The sequence below is a fragment of the Paraburkholderia sp. 32 genome, from assembly GCF_050435345.1.
Lineage (GTDB): Bacteria > Pseudomonadota > Gammaproteobacteria > Burkholderiales > Burkholderiaceae > Paraburkholderia > Paraburkholderia tuberum.
Genome location: NZ_JBNDKD010000002.1, coordinates 139648 through 157292 on the forward strand (window position 1 = coordinate 139648; position 17645 = coordinate 157292).

The window sequence follows — 17645 nt, forward strand, 5'->3', positions numbered from 1 at the left end:
TTCGCCATCACATGTATATCAACCTGCGCAACCTATTAGCGACCACGTCTCCATAGTTAGTTGATCTTCTACGCAGCGTGAGCCACGTAACCAGATTGGTACGTTCGAGCGTGGGCAAGCAGCGCCCAGATCGTGCGTGCCGTTTTGTTTGCGAGCGCGACGACCACTACATTGAACGGTCGTCGCGCGAGCAAACGTTGCAGCGCGTCGCTCAGGCGCTTCGGATGCGAGAGCACTGCGCGCGCGCCGTGAATCAGCAAGGTACGCAAGTACACGTCGCCTCTTTTGCTGATGCCCAGCAGCTTGACACGACCTCCCGTGCCGCTTTGCCGTGGCACCAGACCGAGGAACGCGGCGAACTCGCGCCCGGAGCGAAACGTACTCGCCTCGCCGATGGTGGCAATGGCGGCAGTCGCCGTGAGCAGGCCCACACCCGGAATGGCGGCGAGCCGCGTGGCCCCTTCGTCCTGGCGCAACCATGCTGCGAGCCGGTGTTCAATGGCACGGATGTCGCGCGTGAGCGCTTCGATACGCTGCAGTTGTTCGCGAAGCGTGTCGATGACCATGGCGGGCAAAGCGTCGGCCAGCTCGCCGAGCATGCGGGCCGCGTCGCTCATGCTGTGCGAGCCGCGATGCACTGCCGCGCCAAACTCGTACAGCAAGCCGTGCGTCTGGTTAATCTGCATGCGACGCATCTTGAGCAGTTGTGCGCGCACGCGGTGCAGCGTCAGCACCGCTTGCTGCGCTTCGCTCTTCACAGCGACGAAACGCATCTCCGGCCGTTGTGCAGCTTCCCAGATCGCCTGCGCGTCTGCCACATCGGTCTTGTTGCGCTTCACAAACGGTCGGACGAATGACGGCGCAATGAGCCGGACTTGATGACCGAAGCTCGCGAAGCGGCGTGCCCAGTAATGGGCGCTGCCGCACGCTTCCATCGCGATGAGCGCGGGCGCCTGCTTCGCGAAGAACGTCACGAGCTGTTCGCGCTTGAGCTGACGACGGTTGATCTCGCCTGTGTCCATGTCTACCCAGTGCACCTGAAAGACCCGCTTTGCCAGGTCCACGCCAAATGTCGTAGTCTTCATTTCGAGCCCTCCTTACCCTCAGTGGTCGTTTTGACACCACCACTTTGGCACTCTGATGCCGTCGGGTATAGCGAGGGCTCCGCCGTTCCTACTGCCTCTCCTATCCGACGCGGGAGGGAGGCGTCCATACCATCTCCTCCTGTGCATGGCGTCTTCAAAGGGAAAATGCGGCCCTCCCACGCGGTAGCGTGGAAAGGCCGCATTGAGCCGGCTTCGTTCCGTCTTTATATGAGCCATTCAACCGGGAATATTGGTCGGTGCCGTTGCGCGCGCGCGTTATTCAGCCAACTTGCGCATCTCGGCGATGAGGTCGGATTTGCCTTCGAAGCCGATGCCGGGCAGCTCCGGCATCGTGATGTATCCGTTATCGACACGAACGCCGTCGGGGAAGCCGCCGTATGGCTGGAACAGGTCCGGGTACGATTCGTTGCCGCCAAGTCCGAGGCCCGCCGCGATGTTCAGCGACATCTGGTGCCCGCCGTGGGGAATACAACGGCTGCGCGACCAGCCATGCTGATGCAGCATGTCGAGCGTTCGCAGATATTCGACGAGGCCGTAGCTCAACGCGCAATCGAATTGCAGCCAGTCGCGATCGGGGCGCATGCCGCCGTAGCGGATCAGGTTGCGAGCATCCTGCATCGAGAACAGGTTTTCGCCAGTTGCCATCGGCTTGTCATAGTAGTTGCGCAGTGTCGCCTGCAACTCGAAGTCGAGCGGGTCGCCCGCCTCTTCGTACCAGAACAGGTCGTACTGCGACAGGGCCTTCGCATACCTGATCGCCGTATCGAGGTCGAAGCGGCCATTGGCATCGACCGCGAGCTTCTGGCCGTCCTGCAGCACGCTGAGGATCGAGTCGATGCGTCGCAGGTCTTCGTCGAGCGAGGCACCGCCGATTTTCTTCTTCACGACCGTGTAGCCCCGGTCGATGTAGCTGCGCATCTCATCCTTGAGCTTTTCGTGGTCCTGGCCCGGATAGTAGTAGCCGCCCGCCGCATAGACGAAGATCTTGCGGTTGGCGTCGCCATTGCCGTACCGTTGCGCGAGGAGCTGAAACAGCGGTTTGCCCGCGATTTTCGCCACCGCGTCCCAGACAGCCATGTCGATCGTGCCGATGGCGACGGACCGCTCACCGTGGCCACCGGGCTTCTCGTTGATGAACATCGTCGCCCAGATCTTGTGGGGATCGAGGTTGTCGCCGGAGTCGTCGACCAGCGAGGCAGGGGCGGCCTCGAGCAGGCGCGGGATGAAGCGCTCGCGCATCAGCTTGCCCTGACCGTAACGGCCGTTCGAGTTGAAGCCGTAGCCGATCACCGGCTTGCCGTCGCGAATGACGTCCGTGACGACCGCGACGAGACTCAAGGTCATTTTGCTGAAGTCGATGTAGGCGTTCCGGATCGGGGAACTGATCGGAACGGTTTTTTCGCGGATTTCAACGATTCTCACGCCACTGTCTCCAGAGATTTGAACAGTTATTGAGCCACACCGGCTTCAATGTGGTGCTTAGCTTAGCCGCGAAAGAGCTTGCTAGAATTCACTTACGTTCACTACATATTTCACCAAAAGTGAGTACTGCCCCCGCATCCGACTTTGAGTTCTTCATTCTCCTGGCGAAACTCAGGAGCATGTCCGGCGCCGCCCGGGCGCTCGATCTGAGTCCGCCAGCGGCGACCAAGCGGCTGGGGATCATCGAGCAGCGGCTCGGCGCGCGTCTGGTCAACCGGACCACGCGCAGCGTTAGCCTGACGCCCGAGGGCGAGACCTATCTGCGCTACGCGTCTCGGATCGTCGGGCAGGTCCGCGAGATGGAGGAGGCCATATCCGGCGCCGGACGCGATCCGCATGGGCCGTTGCGCATCAACGCGACGCTCGGTTTTGGCAGGACCACCATCGCGCCGCTCGTCTCCGACTTCGCAAAGCGTTTTCCGAATGTCGAAGTTCAGTTCGAGGTGACAGACCGGCCGGTCGATCTCGTCGAAGGGGCCTTCGACATGGCGATACGGTTCGGCGAGCTACCCGACAGTCGTCTGAGCGCGAGGCGCATCATGAGCAATCGCCGCTTTCTTTGCGCGTCCCCGAAATATCTGGAACGTTCTGGAACGCCCGAGCGGGTGGAGGACCTGCACCAGCATCGCTGCATCATTCATCGGCAGAACGATGACGCTTATGGCGTGTGGCGCTACATCGTGAACGACCACATCGAGGCGATCAAGGTGAAAGGCGCGCTATCGAGCAATGACGGCGACATTGTCCTTCGGTGGGCGCTCGACGGTCATGGGATTCTGATTCGCTCTGAATGGGATCTGGCCAAGTATGTACAGAGCGGGCGCCTTAAGCGGGTGTTGCCGAATACCGTGCTGCCGTCCGCGGACCTGTTCGTCTATTACCCCAGGCAGCGCAATCAGACCGCGCGGGCGCGCGCCTTCATCGACTTCCTCGTCGATCATTTTCACGCACCGTTCACACCGGTCGACGCCACCGTCGAAGTTCCGGAAAGGAAGAAGTGGGTCTCGCGAAAGTGACGTTCATGTCGCGAGGACAGCGCTCGTGAAAAACCGCCGCGATGATCGTTCCCTTTCGGGGCGGAGCGCTCGGATCGTAATGGAGGTCTGGCGCATCACCGCCGGGTTTTTCCAGCGGCTCGATTTTTGCAGTCAACCTAGTTCGAACGAACTCACCCCGAACACGCGTTGCACGGGAATGGCCGGCGGGGCGCGAGTGTACATTCGCGCCGTTTCGAACGCGCTAACCATGCCGTAGCGTTCAGCGAGCGCTACGGCTGCCGCGTTGACCTCCGGGACGTCGAACGCGATGACTTCGCCTGCGACGCTCGCGACCAGTCCGTCGAACAGATCGTTGGCGATCCGTGCGTCGTCGGCAAAGAGCGGACCGATCTTGTAGCCGGTCCCGCAACGGCGCAGCACGCCGTACCCCCTTATCTGAGCATTGCGCACATCCGCCAGGGCCAGCGCCTGTGGCTGCGCGATCCAGCCCGCCAGGAAGCGGGGACGGGCGGTCGAAAAACATCCGCTGTCGTAGGCAACCAGTTGCGCGAACGGTACCTCCCGCGCGTTCGTCAGGTTTGGCGTCGACGCAGCTTGCACGACGCCCTGGAAGCGGATGTTGCGATAGGCGAGCTGGAAGCCGGATTTTTTATAGTTCTGCTGCTGGGCAACGACACCATCGAGGCCAATCGTACGATCTCCCAGATAGCGCATCGCGTGCTGCCAGGTGCGCAGACCGAAACCCCTGGCGCGAAACGCCGGCTTGACGATATAGAGGCCAATGAAACCGAAGCGCTCATCGTAGGCGACTGCCGAGATACATGCCACCGGCTCCCCGCGCCAGGTACCGACGAAAAAGCCATTGGGGTCCGCATTCCAGAAGCACCTCGCGTCGTCGAGGCCCGGATTCCACCCCTCTGCCGCAGCCCATTCGACCGCCAGATCGACCTCGCGGAACGCCATGTTGCGCACAAGGAAATCGTCACGATCATCCATGATCAAATGCATCAACGTGATTGGCTACAACGTCTACGCAGGTGTGAAGACGACAGCGCCCTGCTCGGCAACTTGCGCGAAGGTCCGAGCGAAGCGGTAGGCCTGTCCTTCAATGACCAATTGGTTGAATCCTGACCGCGTGGTCTCCAGAAGCGCGTGGACCAGCTTGTTCGGAATGGCCGCGCAGCTTGTCCAGTCCGCGTCTGGCTCGCCAGGATCACCAAGGTAGACTTCGCAATTTTCGCCTTGGGAGAGCACAAAAATCAGGCTCTTTCCTTTGTCTAGCGAAAGCTCCAGGTACTCTGAAAGCGTAGATGCGGGGTCACGAGAGGAAGAGTTCATAAGTGGCCTTTTGTGGGTCGGGCGTGGCATCCAAATAGGTAACGCGACATGGCACACCTGGAAGACGATCAGACCGGCAACTGGCCGGGCGCACCATCCAGAATGCGAAGCTTGTCGTCGATGTCGGGAAGCTGATGGCCAGCCGCGCGAAGCTCGTTCACAAGCCGATGCGCAGTTGCGCAACACTGCGCAAGCGTCTCATGCAGTCGCGGTTCGCCCCGCAGACCGGTCACCACCTTTTCCAGCTCGGAGGGGGGCTCGCTTAGCAGGGCGGGAACCACCTCTTCCGCCGGGATCAGCGACCCGTGGCTCAAAAGCTGGGCCGTCCACTCGCATCCATACAGCAGCGTCCGTCGCTCAGCCCGTTTCGCTTCTTCCTGCTCCAGAGTCGCGAGACTGTGCCGGTTCTTGTGAATCGAAGCGCGCCAGGTCGCAAGTATGTCGGCGCGCAACGCTGCAATCGCATTGCCGAGCGACGTGCTCTGTCCGCCAACGACGAGCCGGCGTTCGTCGAGCCTGTCGACGTGGTCCCGGTATCCTTCGAGGAAGGGCTGCCAGTTCAAGGGCAATTCGGTCGTCTCGGAGAACGACCGGCTAGTCTCATTGAGCTCGGTCCTGATGTCCTCGATGGCCCGAGCGTCGGCAAGCCGCGCCTCATAGACCTCGTGAGCCGTCACCATCTGGCGATGAAGGGCGAAAAGGGGATTCTTGTGGCGGCGTTGCAGGTGTCGCTCGGCGGCGCCGGGATGAGCGCTCCATCTCCAGTTGGGCAGCGATTTCGCGTCGAAATCGACCGCGTCTATCATGGGCCGGAATACCGCCAGCCCCTCTTCGGTTGCATGCTCAAAACAGTCGGCCAGTTTGAAGTCGTTGCCTTGCAGGTCGGTGCCTTCGTTCCCGGAATAAGGCGAGTCCGGTGCGAGCCTGAGGAAAGCAGTGGCGAGGAAAAACTCCATGGGTAGCTCGATGGACAGACCCTCCAGTCGGAAGGTGCGCTGTTGAGCGGAAAGGTCCTCGACAGAATGCGCGAGGCGGTTTTCGAGGTCGAGGAGCGAGTCGATCTTGTCGCCGGACGACGGTTGCATGGCGTCGGCGAGCAGGCACAAAGACTCACGCACCATTTTTGCCGCGATCGTGCCGTGCTTCTCGGCGAAAAGCCACAACCAGAGGGCAAGCTGATACCCCCGGACTCCGTTTCGCGCGAGCGTTTCGACTTCGGGCGCAAAAGTAATTCCAGGCGCGGCCCAGTTCGCAAACGGTGGCGAGTCGCTGCCCAGGTACATATCCAGAAGCTGCTTCAACGACTCATGCGTGCCGCTCGGCCAGCTTCGCGTCTCGTCGTACCGCTTCTCGGTCTTCCAAAGTTTCCAGGCCATCGTGAACCTCGCAAGAGTGTGCGGGATGCGGCTTGGTGAAGATACTTGCACACTCGGTCGGGGGCGTAAACCGGCGGTTGACCTTGTTGACCCGGAGAGGTTGCCGCGGTGCGATGGGGGTTTAAAGCGGGTCAAAACGCTATGACGATGAATCGGCTTTTGGTCGATCGGTGCCGCCATAAGCCAGGCTTTCTCTGCCTGCTCGATCCTGGACTGGCGCGACCCGGAAGCGGTGTCCGGGCGTGTTCGAATCCCGCGGCTCGTGGTCGGTCGAGGTTTCGCTCACGCGCGGTTAGTACTAGGCTAGAAGCCGGATCGACGAAGACCGGCTGACGCGCGAACCATCCACGGTCGCGTTGGCCCGTGTTCGACGTGTTTTCATCGGCGTGTTGCCGCATTGGAGCGAGGTCCACCATGCAATTGTCCGCCGTCAAGGTCGTCAAGCCCGAAGCGACCAACTTCATTCTCGGGCAAAGCCACTTCATCAAATCTGTCGAGGATATTCACGAAGCGATGGTCGGCACGGTGCCCGGCATCAAGTTCGGTCTCGCGTTTTGCGAGGCTTCCGGCAAGCGCCTCGTGCGGCGCTCCGGCACGGACGAAAGCCTCGTCGAGATGGCATGCCAGAACGCAACCAACGTCGGCGCGGGCCATAGTTTCTTCGTGTTTCTGGGCGACGGCTTTTTCCCCGTCAACGTGCTGAACACGATCAAGGCCGTGCCGGAGGTCTGCCGCATCTTCTGCGCAACGGCGAATCCCGTCGAGGTGCTGATCGCTGAAACAGATCAGGGGCGAGGCATCGTCGGCGTGGTCGATGGTTTTTCGCCTGTTGGCACGGAAAGCGCGGAGGACATTCAATGGCGCAAGGATCTTTTGCGCACGATAGGCTACAAGCTGTAGCGGCTGCGCGTTCACCCGCTTCACCCGCTTCACGCGCGCCGCCACGCCTGCCGACATGCTATGGAACGACAACGACGCCTGATTCCGGGCACGCTGTGGCCCGCCATTGCGCGACAGACCGGACATGCGCTGAGCTGCGGCGCGCTGCGACCGATCGACACGCAACAGTCCGTGATCGACAGCGGCGGCATCCGCTTTCTCGTGCGTCGGGTGTCGAGCCTGACGCGCAAGGAACAGCAACGCGAGCAAGCGCGAAAGCTGCAGACGGCGAAGCACCCTCAGGCGAACCCATTTCTTCCCTATGAGCCGGATCTGTTCGTCGCCGACATCTCCGATACTCACCTCGCGTTGCTGAACAAGTTCAACGTGATCGATCATCATTTGCTGATCGTCACGCGCGAATTCGAACCGCAGGAAGCGCTGCTCGATCTTGCCGATTTCGAAGCGCTGCTCGCGTGCATGGCCGAATTCGACGGCATCGGCTTTTACAACGCCGGCACGCAGGCGGGCGCGAGCCAGCCGCACAAGCACCTGCAGATCGTGCCGCTGCCGCTCGGGGAAGCCGATCCGTCCGTGCCTGTCGAGCCCCTGCTCGGTGCGGAGAACGGCTTGCCGGATCTGCCGTTTCGGCATGCGTTCGCACGCTTTCACGCCGATGATCTGGCTCGCGCGGATGCGCCGAAGCTGGCGCTTTCCCGCTATCGCACGCTGCTCGACGCGGCGGATATCGGCGCGCTCGAAATCGACCGTGCCTGCTGTCATGCGACGCCCTACAACCTGCTGGTCACGCGGCGCTGGATGTTGCTCGTACCGAGATCGCAAGAGCGAGTCGAAGGCGTGTCGGTCAACGCGCTCGGCTTTGCGGGTTCGCTGTTCGTGCGCGATGCGGCTCAACTGGATGTGATCGAAAGGCTCGGCCCGATGAGGGTATTGGAACGCGTCGCGCTGCCTGCGAATACATAGCGGCCGCGCAACCCGATCGCGCAGCAGACTCACGCGACGAACTCAAGCTCCGTCCGACTGCAAATACCTGTGCGCGAAAGCAATCGCCATGCTGCCCTCGCCGACGGCCGAAGCGACGCGCTTCACAGGACTCAGTCTCACGTCTCCGCACGCGAACACGCCAGCCACGCTCGATTCGAGCAGATAAGGATCGCGCTGATGCGACCAGCGTCCGGCCTTGACGACGTCATCGCCGGTCAGAACGTAGCCGCGCACATCGCGCGCGATTTCGGGCGGCAGCCACTCCGTCTGCGCATCCGCTCCGATGAAGACGAACAGACCGCCGCAGTCGTGTTGGCTCACTGCGTCGCTCGTCGAATCGCGAACGGTGATGGCCGTCAGATGCGTATCGCCATGCGCGCCGACGACTTCGGAGCGCAGCCGCACCGCGACATTCGATTTGCCCGCTAGCTGTTCGACGAGATAGCGCGACATGCCCTTTTCGAGCGAATCGCCGCGCACGACGAGCGTCACGCTGCGCGCATGATTGGCGAAGTACAACGCCGCCTGGCCGGCCGAATTGCCGCCGCCGATCAGATGGACATCGAGGCCGTGCGTCGCGCTCGCTTCGCTGCGCGCCGCGCCGTAGTAAATCCCCTTGCCGATCAAGCGGTCGAAGCCGTCGATCGCGAGCTGCCGCCACGTGACGCCCGTCGCGAGAATGATGGTTCGAGCGTGCACGGCGTCGCCGCCATCGAGATGAATCCGCCGCGCCTGCACATCGATGCGCTCGACCGAGCGCGTCACGAGGATCTCCGCGCCGAGCCGCCGTGCCTGTTGCAGCGCGCGGCTCGCGAGTTCGTCGCCGGAAACGCCATTGGGAAAGCCGAGATAATTTTCGATGCGCGAGGACGTGCCCGCCTGTCCGCCCGGCGCCTCGCGCTCGAGCACCAGCGTGCGCAGACCTTCCGACGCGCCGTATACCGCGGCAGCCAGCCCCGCGGGACCGCCGCCGATGATCGCCGTGTCGTATCCGGCCAGACGCGGCTGCGTCTGGAGGCCGAGCAGTCCCGCAAGCTCGCGGGTCGCGGGCCGCCTCAGCACTGTGCCGTCGACGAGGCGCAACGCGGGGCACTCGCCTTCCGTTGGACACGTGCCAGGCCAGCGCGCGGCCAATTCGGGCGCATCCGGCGCCAGCCAGTCGACGCTGATCTGATTGCGCGCGAGGAACTGACGCAGCAGCGTGCACGCATTGTCCCAACGGTTGCCGACGATCGTCACACGCGCCTTCGGCGGCTCGGCGGAAAGGCTTTGCAGCCCGCCGATGCGTTCGCGCGCGAGCGCGCCCATCTTGAACGCCACGTCGGGCGACGCCGCCGCGAGCGCATAGTATTGCGGCGCGTCGACCCGCATCACGCGCGAAGGCTCGGCCGCTCGATACGCGCCCGGAAACGGTGAGCTCAGCGCGAGCGGCACTTCGCCGAAGATCGTGCCGGGCAGACGCCAGCCCAAGGTTCGCTCGATGCCGTCGAACGTCTTGATGACTTCCATCTTGCCCGACAGCACGGCGTATAACGCGCGCTCGCCGCCTTCATGGACCGCGAACTCGCCCGCGCATAGATGCAGGTCGGCGCACGCGTGCACGAGGATTTCCAGTTCGCTGTCGGGGAGGGTCGAGAACAGCGGCACGGCGCGGATGTCGTCGATCGTCAGCATGGCTTGGTTTTCCGTTCTGTCAGGCAGATGACGTAGCGCGCGGTGCACCGGGTTTCAGAGGCGTCATGTCGGACGATTGGACTCGCGCAAACGGATGTGCAGACAAGGCGCGAAGTCAGCAACCGCACCGACCCAGTATAGGATTTTCAGATCGCGATGCAGACGATCAAGCCATGGGTGCGCTTCTGAAAGACCTAAGCTGGATGAACGGCCGCGATATGAATGCCGTATTTCGTCGCGGCCATCCAACCAGTACCAGGCGATCAGCGTGGAGGTGCGCAATGGTGTTGCGATGGGTGCGAATGGTATGTCTGGCGACGTACGTGTGTGCCAGCGCGCAAGGATGTCTGGCCGCGGATTCGTCGGCGGCGCTCGCGGCTCCTGTCGCGCCGCCGGTCGTCTATGTCTCCGATTTCGATCTCGACGCCGCGAACATCGCCCCTGACAGCGGGCCAGGTCACCGCGCGCGAGGCATCCTGGGCAATCTGGTGCCTGAGGGCCCGCTGCGTCAGCAGCAGGATCCGCAGGCGCGTGCGCGAGACATGGTTGCGCTGATGGCGCAATCTCTGACGGACGATCTGAAGAAGGCCGGAGTAGACGCGCGCCGCGTCACGCCGGGTGAACCGCTGCCCCACGGCGGCTGGCAGGTGCGCGGCGTTTTTCTCAGTGTCGATGAGGGTAATCGGCTGCGTCGCGCGATGGTGGGTATGGGCGCGGGCCAAAGCCAGTTTCAGGTCGCGGTTTCCTGCGATAACCTGGCTACGCCGGAGTTACCGCCGCTCTATGAAACTGTTGAAGAGGGGGCGAGCAGGGATATGCCGGGCGCCGTGATCAAGCTCAACCCGTACGTGATCGCCGCGAAGGTCGTTCTGTCGGGCCGCGATGAAAAGACGGCGGTCAGGAAAAGCGCGGAGCAGATCGCTGACGAACTCGCGCGACGGCTTCAGACGGGTGCAAGGGAGGCCGGCAGCGCCGCCCCCGCCCGGTAGGCGGCCGAAGCCGCCCGCTCAGCAGCCCGTCCGCTTGACGCGCTCGACCGCGAGGCCGAACAGCGGACGCAGCTTCGTGCCGACCACGTTGCCGAAAAATGCCGAGACGAGCCACAGCCAGCCGTGCAGGCTGCCCGACACGATGCCGCTGAAGTACGCGCCGATATTGCAGCCGTACGCGAGGCGCGCGCCGTAGCCGAGAATCAGTCCGCCGATGATTGCCGCGATCAGCGAGCGCAGCGGCAGACGCCACACCGGCGCATAGCGGCCGGCCAGCGAAGCGGCAACCATCGCGCCGATCACGATGCCGATGTCCATGACCGACTTCACGTCGTGGCTGATCGGTGCGGCAAGGGCGGCCGCGTTCGGGCCGGTGCTCCACACATGCCAGCTCGCGACGTCGACGCCCATCGCGGAGAACGCCTTCGCGCCCCACAGCGCGAACGCCGACGTGATGCCCCACGGATGGCCTGACAGCGCGAGCGTCGCGAAGTTGAGGATCGCGAGCACGACGCCCCCGGTGAGGAGCGGCCACGGGCCATGCAGCCACGGCGATGCGTTCGGGGCGCGCTCCACGTCGCTGACGAGACGGCCGTGACGGCGCTTTTCGATCAGCACGCTCAGCGCGGCGATGGCCGCGAACACCACGAGGTTCAGCGCGATCGCCGGGCCGACGCCGAGCGTCTGCACGAGCGAGATCGGCGGCAGATGCGGCAGCGCGGACCAGAACGGCATGTGCGCGGTGCCGATTACCGAGCCGATGATGAACGCGATCAGCGTGACCACCATCCGTGTGCTGCCGCCGCCGACCGTATACAGCGTGCCGGAGGCGCAGCCGCCGCCGAGCTGCATGCCGATGCCGAACATGAACGCGCCGATCAGGACCGACGTGCCGACGGGCGACACTTCGCCGACGACCGGATGACCGAATAGCGTGCCGGCGGAAAGCGCCGGGAAGAACAGCAGCACGCCGATCGCGAGCATCAGCATCTGCGCGCGCAGGCCGGCGCCGCGGCCGTCGGCGATGAACACGCGCCATGCGGACGTGAAGCCGAACGCGGCGTGATAGAGCGTGACGCCGAGCAGCGCGCCGAGGACGTACAGCGCGGCCTGTTTCACGCTGACGGTCTGCGCGAGATAGATCGCGCCGAGCACGACCAGCGCGAGCGCGACGGCGAGCGGCTTCGGATTGATGTTGACGAGACGGCGGGGCGCGCCGAACGGCGTGGAGAGATCGGACATGGTGAGCGGGGCGGGCACGCTTGTCGCGCGAGGGCGGCACGCCTATGAAACGGCGGTCGCTGCGCGGGAGGAGGGCCGCGAATAATCGTTTTTGGGAAAGCTCGCGAGTATACCGAAATGTCGCGTTGCGGCTGTTGCACAGCAAGGTTCGCGCTGCTCGATCGCGAATCCGGGCGCGCGCGGTGCCGCCAGGCTGCAAGGCCCGCCGCACGGGCGCTTGACGACGGTCGACCGCGCTTGAAACCAGTGACTTAATAACCTCCCGTAATAAAGGTATTTCAAACTTGCATTGAAATCGTTATCAAGATGGAACGCGACGGTAATCCCGTCCCGGTCGCGCAACAACATTTCGGGCCGAAATATCGACCAAATCAGCCACGGTCGTTAAGTGGCGACGAGGCGAACTGCTAATCTTCATACGCGGCGACTCACGCGTTTCCGGTCGGCTCCACGGGTCGTTGGCAGCCGTTTCGCGCGAGCGTGGAAGGGGGATGTATGAGCACTCGAAGGCCATCTCTGCTGCGGCAACGTCCATCGCAACGCCGTCATGCAAGCGTGCGAATTTCATTTGCCATCGCCATTTCGCTGACCGGACTTTCCACGACGCACGTCGCGTGCGCGGCGGGTACCCTGCCGCAAGGCGGGCATTTCGTCGCCGGCTCGGGAAGCATCACTCAGAACGATGCCGGCATGAGCATCACGCAAGCGGGCTCGCGCGGCATCATCGAATGGAACAGTTTTTCGATCGGATCGTCCCGCACGGTGTCGATCAACAACGGCACGGGCGCGACACTCAATCGCGTGACGGGTAACGATGTGTCGGCGATCTACGGCACGCTGAAGGGCACCGGCAGCATCTACCTCGTCAATCCGCATGGCGTGCTCATCGGGCCAGGCGGCGTGGTGTCGACGGGAGGGCGTTTCGTCGCGTCGACGCTCGACGTCCCCAACGACGTCTTTCTCAACCCGCCCGTGTTCGGTGGCTCGGCTTACACAGGCAGTTCCACGGCGGATGTAGTCAATCTCGGCAAGATCAGTTCGTCGGGTGGGGACGTGTTCCTGATATCGGCCAGCAAGGTCACGAACGCAGGGACGATCGATGCGCCGAACGGCAATGCCGAACTCGTCGCAGGCCGTCAGGTCCGGCTCTTCGACGGCAACTTTCAACAAGTCTTCGTGGACGTCGGAAGCGGCGGCACGGTGACGAACTCAGGCACGGTACAGGCGGCGATCATCGACGTGCAAGCGGCCGACGGCAATATCTTCGCGCTCGCGGGTCATTCGGGCGCCCTGCGCGCCACCGGCACCGCGACGCGCGACGGCCACGTCTGGCTCGTCGCGAACACCACCGTCAACGGGGTCGTCGTCAACTCCGGCAACGTCGATGCGCGCGGGGCGCAAATCAGCGCGCGTAACGCCGACGGCAGCGGCGGCGCGCTCGACATGTCCGGCAAGGACGTCAAGGTCGGCGGCGCGGATGTGCGGGCGAAAGCATGGAACATCACCACGGGGGACTTCACCGCGGACGTCCCCACCGCCAACACGCTCGGCGCAAGTCTGAGCAACGGCGCGTCCATCTCCGTGCTCGCGAACGGCGCGGACGGCAAGCTCGGGGCGACCGGCGAGGGAGACATCGCGATCGAAGCGAGCGTGCGCTGGCACGGAGCCTCCTCCCTGACGCTCGACGCGGCGCACTCGCTGACGATCGCACCGCAGGCGACCATCGCCAATAGGGGCACAGGCTCGCTCACGCTGTCCGCCGACACCTATGGTTTCGACAACGGCGGCAGTCTGACCAACCAGGGCACGATCGACTGGTCGCGAAGCATGGGCATCGTCAGCGGCCTGTACGACATGAACGGCAGCTACACACCCGGCACCGTGTACAGCAACGTATCGTGGCACCCCGCGCCGTTTACAGGGCTCGTCACGCAGTTCACGGCCTATCAGCTCGTCAACTCCATGACGGACCTGAGCGCGGTGAATAACAACCTCTCCGGCAACTATGCGTTGGGCAGCAGGGGGCTGGAATTCGCGGGTGCGCCGGAGTTCGGAGGCATCGGCACCGCCGCGAATCCGTTCACCGGTCAGTTCGACGGCATGGGGCATCTCCCCGCGGATCTGCGTCTCTCAAGCGCGACCGATACCGGACTCTTCGGCGCGATCGGCAAGAGCGGCGTCGTGCGCAATTTCACGCTCGCGGACGGCACCGCGACGTCCTCGGGAGAAACGGTCGGCTTGCTGGCCGGCATCAGCTACGGATACATGGTGAACGTCGGCGCAACGGGCGCCATCGGTGCCCCGGGCAACACGAGCACAGTGGCCGGCGGTCTGGTCGGCGAGAACTTTGGGCGCATCGAGCGTTCGTGGGCGGGTGTGAACATCATCGGCGCGGGCCAGATCGGTGGGCTCGTCGGGCTCAACGATGGCGGCATCGATCAGTCTTTCGCAATCGGCCGCGCAACAGCCGGTGCGCAAAGCACGGTCGGCGGACTCGTCGGTACGAACCATGGCGTCATCGGCCGATCGTATGCCTACGAATTCCTGAACGGCGGCGCGACTGTCGGCGGACTTGTCGGCAGCAATACGGGCTTCATCCGCGAGTCGTATGCCGCGTCCAGACTCACGGCGGGCGCGAACTCGACGGAGGGCGGTATCGCGGGCACGAACAGCGGCCGGATCGCGGCGAACGTGTTCTGGAACAGCCAATCGTCGGGGGCGGCGGCGGGTGTCGGTTCGGGCACGGCGGTGGCCAGTTCGAGCGGACTCACGGACATCCAGTTGCTCGAGCCGGCGAGCTTCGGTCCGACGTGGGATTTCAGCGCGAACGGCACGTGGGTCGCGGGATATCCGGGGCCTCAGTTGCGCTGGCTGGCAGGGCACTGACATCGAGGGTCCGACAGAACCCGGCGCGGGCGCACTCGGCCTTCGGTGCCGCGATCACGATGCAAGCCGGATTCAGCGGTTTGACGACTGTTCGCGCAGGTAGGCCTGCGCTTCCGCCTCCGTCTCATAGACATAAGGTGACAGCCCGCGCCGCGTAAGGGCGCCACCCAGCTTGGCGCGCATGAAAGCGCTGGTAGTGAAGCGTGTTACGCCGACATAGTAGCGCTGCACCATATCCTCGACCATTTCGACGTACGCGTCCTCCAGCGCGGGGTCCAACACGAAACCCTCGTAGTTCACCACTGCATAAACCTTGTGGTCCAGTGGTTCGCAGACGCGGCATACCTGAGCCCGGATCGCCGCGATGTCGTCGGGACGCTTCACCTCGAGGCGCGCGAAATTGAGAAACATGATGTTCTTGTGGTCGTCGTAGATGAAGCGCGCTTCCAGCGGCAGTCGCAAAACATTCGAGCGCAGGCCCATCGGTTCAGGCAGGAAAATCCGCTCGTCCATCTGCGTCGGCGAACGCAGGATCGGTGCGAAGTCCATCCTGGCCAGAATATCGCGCTCCAGATCGACGCCCGGTGCAATCTCGATGAGTTCCATGCCCTCGGCGCCCAGCTCGAACACGCAACGCTCGGTGATGTAGAGGACCGGCTTGCCCATTGCCGCCGCATACGGGCCAGAGAACGTGCGATGCTCGACTTCCTCGATGAATTTCCTGGCCGTGCCGTCACGGTGGATATGCAGCTTGCCGTCGACGACCGAAATCTGGCTGTGGCCCGCCATGAAAGTGCCGACGAACACGACTTTCCTGGCATTCTGGCTGATGTTGATGAAGCCTCCGGCGCCGGGCAGGCGCGGCCCGAATCTCGACACATTGAGGTTTCCCATGCGATCGGCCTGGGCGAGGCCAAGAAAGGCGACGTCGAGCCCGCCGCCGTCATAGAAATCGAACTGGGCGGGCTGATCGATGATCGCCTGCGCATTGGTCGCCGCGCCGAAGTTCAAGCCTCCCGCCGGAATGCCGCCGATGACGCCGGGCTCGGTGGTCAGCGTCATCAGGTCGAGGATCCTTTCCTCGTTGGCGACGCTGGCGATGCCTTCGGGCATGCCGATCCCGAGATTCACCACGCTGTTTGGCTGGAGTTCCATTGCCGCGCGTCGCGCGACCACCTTGCGCTCACTCATCGGCATCGGCGCCACACTGCTCGCGGGGACCCGGATTTCGCCCGCGTACGCCGGACTGTATGGTGTGGCAAAGGTCTGCTGGTGGTTCTCGGGCGGCGCCAGCACGACGCAATCGACCAGCACGCCGGGGATCTTGACCTGTCGCGGATTGAGCGAGCCGCTTTCGGCGATGCGCTCCACCTGGACGATCACGAGGCCGCGGCAGTTGTGCGCGGCCATGGCGATCGCGAGAGCCTCCAGTGTCAGGGCTTCGCGCTCCATCGTCACATTGCCTTCCGGGTCGGCAGTGGTGCCGCGCACGATCGCGACGTTGATCGGGAAGGCCTTGTAGAACAGATATTCCTCGTCGCCGATCCGCATCAACTCGACCAGATTCTCGGTGGTGCGCTCGTTCAGTTTGCCACCGCCGAAGCGCGGATCGACGAAGGTGCCGAGGCCGACCCGGGAGAGATGGCCTGGCTTTCCGGCCGCAATGTCGCGAAACAGGTGGCTGATCACGCCCTGCGGCAGGTTATACGCCTCGATCTGGTTATCCACCGCAAGCTGCTGTAGCTTCGGCACGAGGCCCCAGTGTCCGCCGATGACGCGCTTGACGAGTCCCGGCGTCGCCAGGTGGTTCAGTCCGCGTTCCTTGCCGTCTCCCTGGCCGGCCGCGTAGACTAGCGTGAGGTTGGCGGGCTTTGGGAGGGTGACTAACGTATCCTCGTCATGCGCCGTACAGAGTTCCTCGATGGCAATGGCGATGTCTTCGGCGAAGCCGATGCCGACGAAGCCACCCGTCGCGACCGTATCGCCGTCGCGGATCAGGCGCACGGCATCGCGCGCCGACGCCACTTTGCCGGACGAACGGGAAAGGATGGCCGGTGAAAGCGCCCCCGCGGTTGATTGCGTGCTCACGTTTCACCTCGCCTGATTCGAGCGCGACTTTCTAATAGGCGCCACCGGTATCAATGGTCAGATGGAGCATGTCGTCCTCGAGAATCCTGATGAAATGCTCGTCCTCCTGCAGGAGTTCCTCCAGCACGTCACTGTCGGAAAGCACGCCGATGACGCGCCCGGATTCGATCACAGGCAGGTGCCGGATCCGCCGGGTATGCATCGACGCGAGGCATTGATCGCAGGTATGCTCGGGCGTCACATAAAGCACCTGGGTGGTCATGATGTCGCCAACCCTGGTGTTCGCGGCGTTGCGGCCAAGCACCTCGACCTTGCGGGCGTAGTCGCGCTGAGACAGCACGCCAACCAGATTGCTGCCCTGCAGCACCAGCACCGTCGTCACGTCCTTGTCGGCCATCAACTGCAACGCGTTCAGCACCGTGTCGTCGGGGCCCACTGAGATAACCTCCCGAGGGTTCCCGGACAGAATTTGCCGTGCTGTCTTCCTCTCCTTTTTCATGACCGCCTCCAGACAGAAAGGGGAGCATGTACGGACTACGCTTGATCAAAGCGAAATCAAAGCGGAATCGGAATACGATCGTC

General features: G+C 63.4%; 14 protein-coding genes. 5 read left to right on the plus strand and 9 right to left on the minus strand.

Going from position 1 to position 17645, the window contains the following annotated elements:
* Positions 1 to 68: 68 nt before the first annotated feature.
* A complete protein-coding gene (locus OKW26_RS15965; RefSeq protein ID WP_429354351.1) occupies positions 69 to 1085 on the minus strand; it encodes an IS110 family transposase in 1017 nt (338 codons plus the stop codon).
* A 276-nt stretch (positions 1086 to 1361) separates the two neighbouring features.
* The gene (locus OKW26_RS15970; protein WP_429354352.1) at positions 1362 to 2528 is read right to left on the minus strand and encodes a mandelate racemase/muconate lactonizing enzyme family protein; all 1167 of its coding nucleotides are present in this window, start codon (positions 2526 to 2528) and stop codon (positions 1362 to 1364) included.
* A 179-nt stretch (positions 2529 to 2707) separates the two neighbouring features.
* Between OKW26_RS15970 and OKW26_RS15975 the strand changes: the two genes are divergently transcribed.
* Entirely contained in the window at positions 2708 to 3604 is an 897-nt protein-coding gene (locus OKW26_RS15975; protein WP_429355230.1) for a LysR substrate-binding domain-containing protein, read from the plus strand.
* A 132-nt stretch (positions 3605 to 3736) separates the two neighbouring features.
* Here OKW26_RS15975 and OKW26_RS15980 read toward each other — a convergent pair whose 3' ends face one another.
* The 3 genes from OKW26_RS15980 to OKW26_RS15990 all read right to left on the minus strand — a co-directional run bounded on the left by OKW26_RS15980 (position 3737) and on the right by OKW26_RS15990 (position 6300).
* A complete protein-coding gene (locus tag OKW26_RS15980; protein WP_429354353.1) occupies positions 3737 to 4582 on the minus strand; it encodes a GNAT family N-acetyltransferase in 846 nt (281 codons plus the stop codon).
* Between the two features lie 33 nt (positions 4583 to 4615).
* The gene (locus OKW26_RS15985) at positions 4616 to 4924 is read right to left on the minus strand and encodes a hypothetical protein (RefSeq protein WP_429354354.1); all 309 of its coding nucleotides are present in this window, start codon (positions 4922 to 4924) and stop codon (positions 4616 to 4618) included.
* Positions 4925 to 4992: 68 nt separating this feature from the next.
* Positions 4993 to 6300, minus strand: a complete 1308-nt coding sequence (locus tag OKW26_RS15990) for a tryptophan leader peptide (RefSeq protein ID WP_429354355.1) — start codon at positions 6298 to 6300, stop codon at positions 4993 to 4995.
* Positions 6301 to 6714: 414 nt separating this feature from the next.
* Between OKW26_RS15990 and OKW26_RS15995 the strand changes: the two genes are divergently transcribed.
* The gene (locus OKW26_RS15995; RefSeq protein ID WP_018422486.1) at positions 6715 to 7200 is read left to right on the plus strand and encodes an adenosine-specific kinase; all 486 of its coding nucleotides are present in this window, start codon (positions 6715 to 6717) and stop codon (positions 7198 to 7200) included.
* Positions 7201 to 7260: 60 nt separating this feature from the next.
* The gene (locus OKW26_RS16000; protein WP_429354356.1) at positions 7261 to 8163 is read left to right on the plus strand and encodes an ATP adenylyltransferase family protein; all 903 of its coding nucleotides are present in this window, start codon (positions 7261 to 7263) and stop codon (positions 8161 to 8163) included.
* A gap of 42 nt (positions 8164 to 8205) precedes the next feature.
* Here OKW26_RS16000 and OKW26_RS16005 read toward each other — a convergent pair whose 3' ends face one another.
* Entirely contained in the window at positions 8206 to 9858 is a 1653-nt protein-coding gene (locus OKW26_RS16005) for an FAD-dependent oxidoreductase (RefSeq protein WP_429354357.1), read from the minus strand.
* Positions 9859 to 10139: 281 nt separating this feature from the next.
* On the opposite strand from OKW26_RS16005, the gene OKW26_RS16010 reads away from it, so the two are divergent.
* Entirely contained in the window at positions 10140 to 10847 is a 708-nt protein-coding gene (locus tag OKW26_RS16010; RefSeq protein WP_184024330.1) for a DUF4410 domain-containing protein, read from the plus strand.
* 18 nt (positions 10848 to 10865) lie between these two features.
* Here OKW26_RS16010 and OKW26_RS16015 read toward each other — a convergent pair whose 3' ends face one another.
* Entirely contained in the window at positions 10866 to 12089 is a 1224-nt protein-coding gene (locus OKW26_RS16015) for a YeeE/YedE family protein (RefSeq protein WP_429354358.1), read from the minus strand.
* A gap of 555 nt (positions 12090 to 12644) precedes the next feature.
* Between OKW26_RS16015 and OKW26_RS16020 the strand changes: the two genes are divergently transcribed.
* On the plus strand, positions 12645 to 14975 hold the full coding sequence (locus OKW26_RS16020; protein WP_429354359.1) for a filamentous hemagglutinin N-terminal domain-containing protein: 2331 nt from the start codon (positions 12645 to 12647) through the stop codon (positions 14973 to 14975).
* 72 nt (positions 14976 to 15047) lie between these two features.
* Here the strand turns inward: OKW26_RS16020 and OKW26_RS16025 are convergent, their stop codons facing one another.
* Positions 15048 to 17063 carry an acyl CoA:acetate/3-ketoacid CoA transferase gene (locus OKW26_RS16025; RefSeq protein WP_429354360.1) on the minus strand — a complete coding sequence of 672 codons (2016 nt, stop codon included), beginning with the start codon at positions 17061 to 17063 and terminating at the stop codon, positions 15048 to 15050.
* Between the two features lie 31 nt (positions 17064 to 17094).
* A complete protein-coding gene (locus OKW26_RS16030) occupies positions 17095 to 17562 on the minus strand; it encodes a CBS domain-containing protein (protein WP_184005654.1) in 468 nt (155 codons plus the stop codon).
* Positions 17563 to 17645: the final 83 nt, after the last annotated feature.

Coding starts and splice junctions, on each gene's coding strand:
- OKW26_RS16000 (WP_429354356.1), top strand. CDS start 7,261: ATGGAACGACAACGACGCCTGATTCCGGGCACGCTGTGGCCCGCCATT.
- OKW26_RS15990 (WP_429354355.1), bottom strand. CDS start 6,300: ATGGCCTGGAAACTTTGGAAGACCGAGAAGCGGTACGACGAGACGCGA.
- OKW26_RS15985 (WP_429354354.1), bottom strand. CDS start 4,924: ATGAACTCTTCCTCTCGTGACCCCGCATCTACGCTTTCAGAGTACCTG.
- OKW26_RS15995 (WP_018422486.1), top strand. CDS start 6,715: ATGCAATTGTCCGCCGTCAAGGTCGTCAAGCCCGAAGCGACCAACTTC.
- OKW26_RS15975 (WP_429355230.1), top strand. CDS start 2,708: ATGTCCGGCGCCGCCCGGGCGCTCGATCTGAGTCCGCCAGCGGCGACC.
- OKW26_RS16005 (WP_429354357.1), bottom strand. CDS start 9,858: ATGCTGACGATCGACGACATCCGCGCCGTGCCGCTGTTCTCGACCCTC.
- OKW26_RS16030 (WP_184005654.1), bottom strand. CDS start 17,562: ATGAAAAAGGAGAGGAAGACAGCACGGCAAATTCTGTCCGGGAACCCT.
- OKW26_RS15980 (WP_429354353.1), bottom strand. CDS start 4,582: ATGGATGATCGTGACGATTTCCTTGTGCGCAACATGGCGTTCCGCGAG.
- OKW26_RS16015 (WP_429354358.1), bottom strand. CDS start 12,089: ATGTCCGATCTCTCCACGCCGTTCGGCGCGCCCCGCCGTCTCGTCAAC.
- OKW26_RS16010 (WP_184024330.1), top strand. CDS start 10,140: ATGGTGTTGCGATGGGTGCGAATGGTATGTCTGGCGACGTACGTGTGT.
- OKW26_RS15965 (WP_429354351.1), bottom strand. CDS start 1,085: ATGAAGACTACGACATTTGGCGTGGACCTGGCAAAGCGGGTCTTTCAG.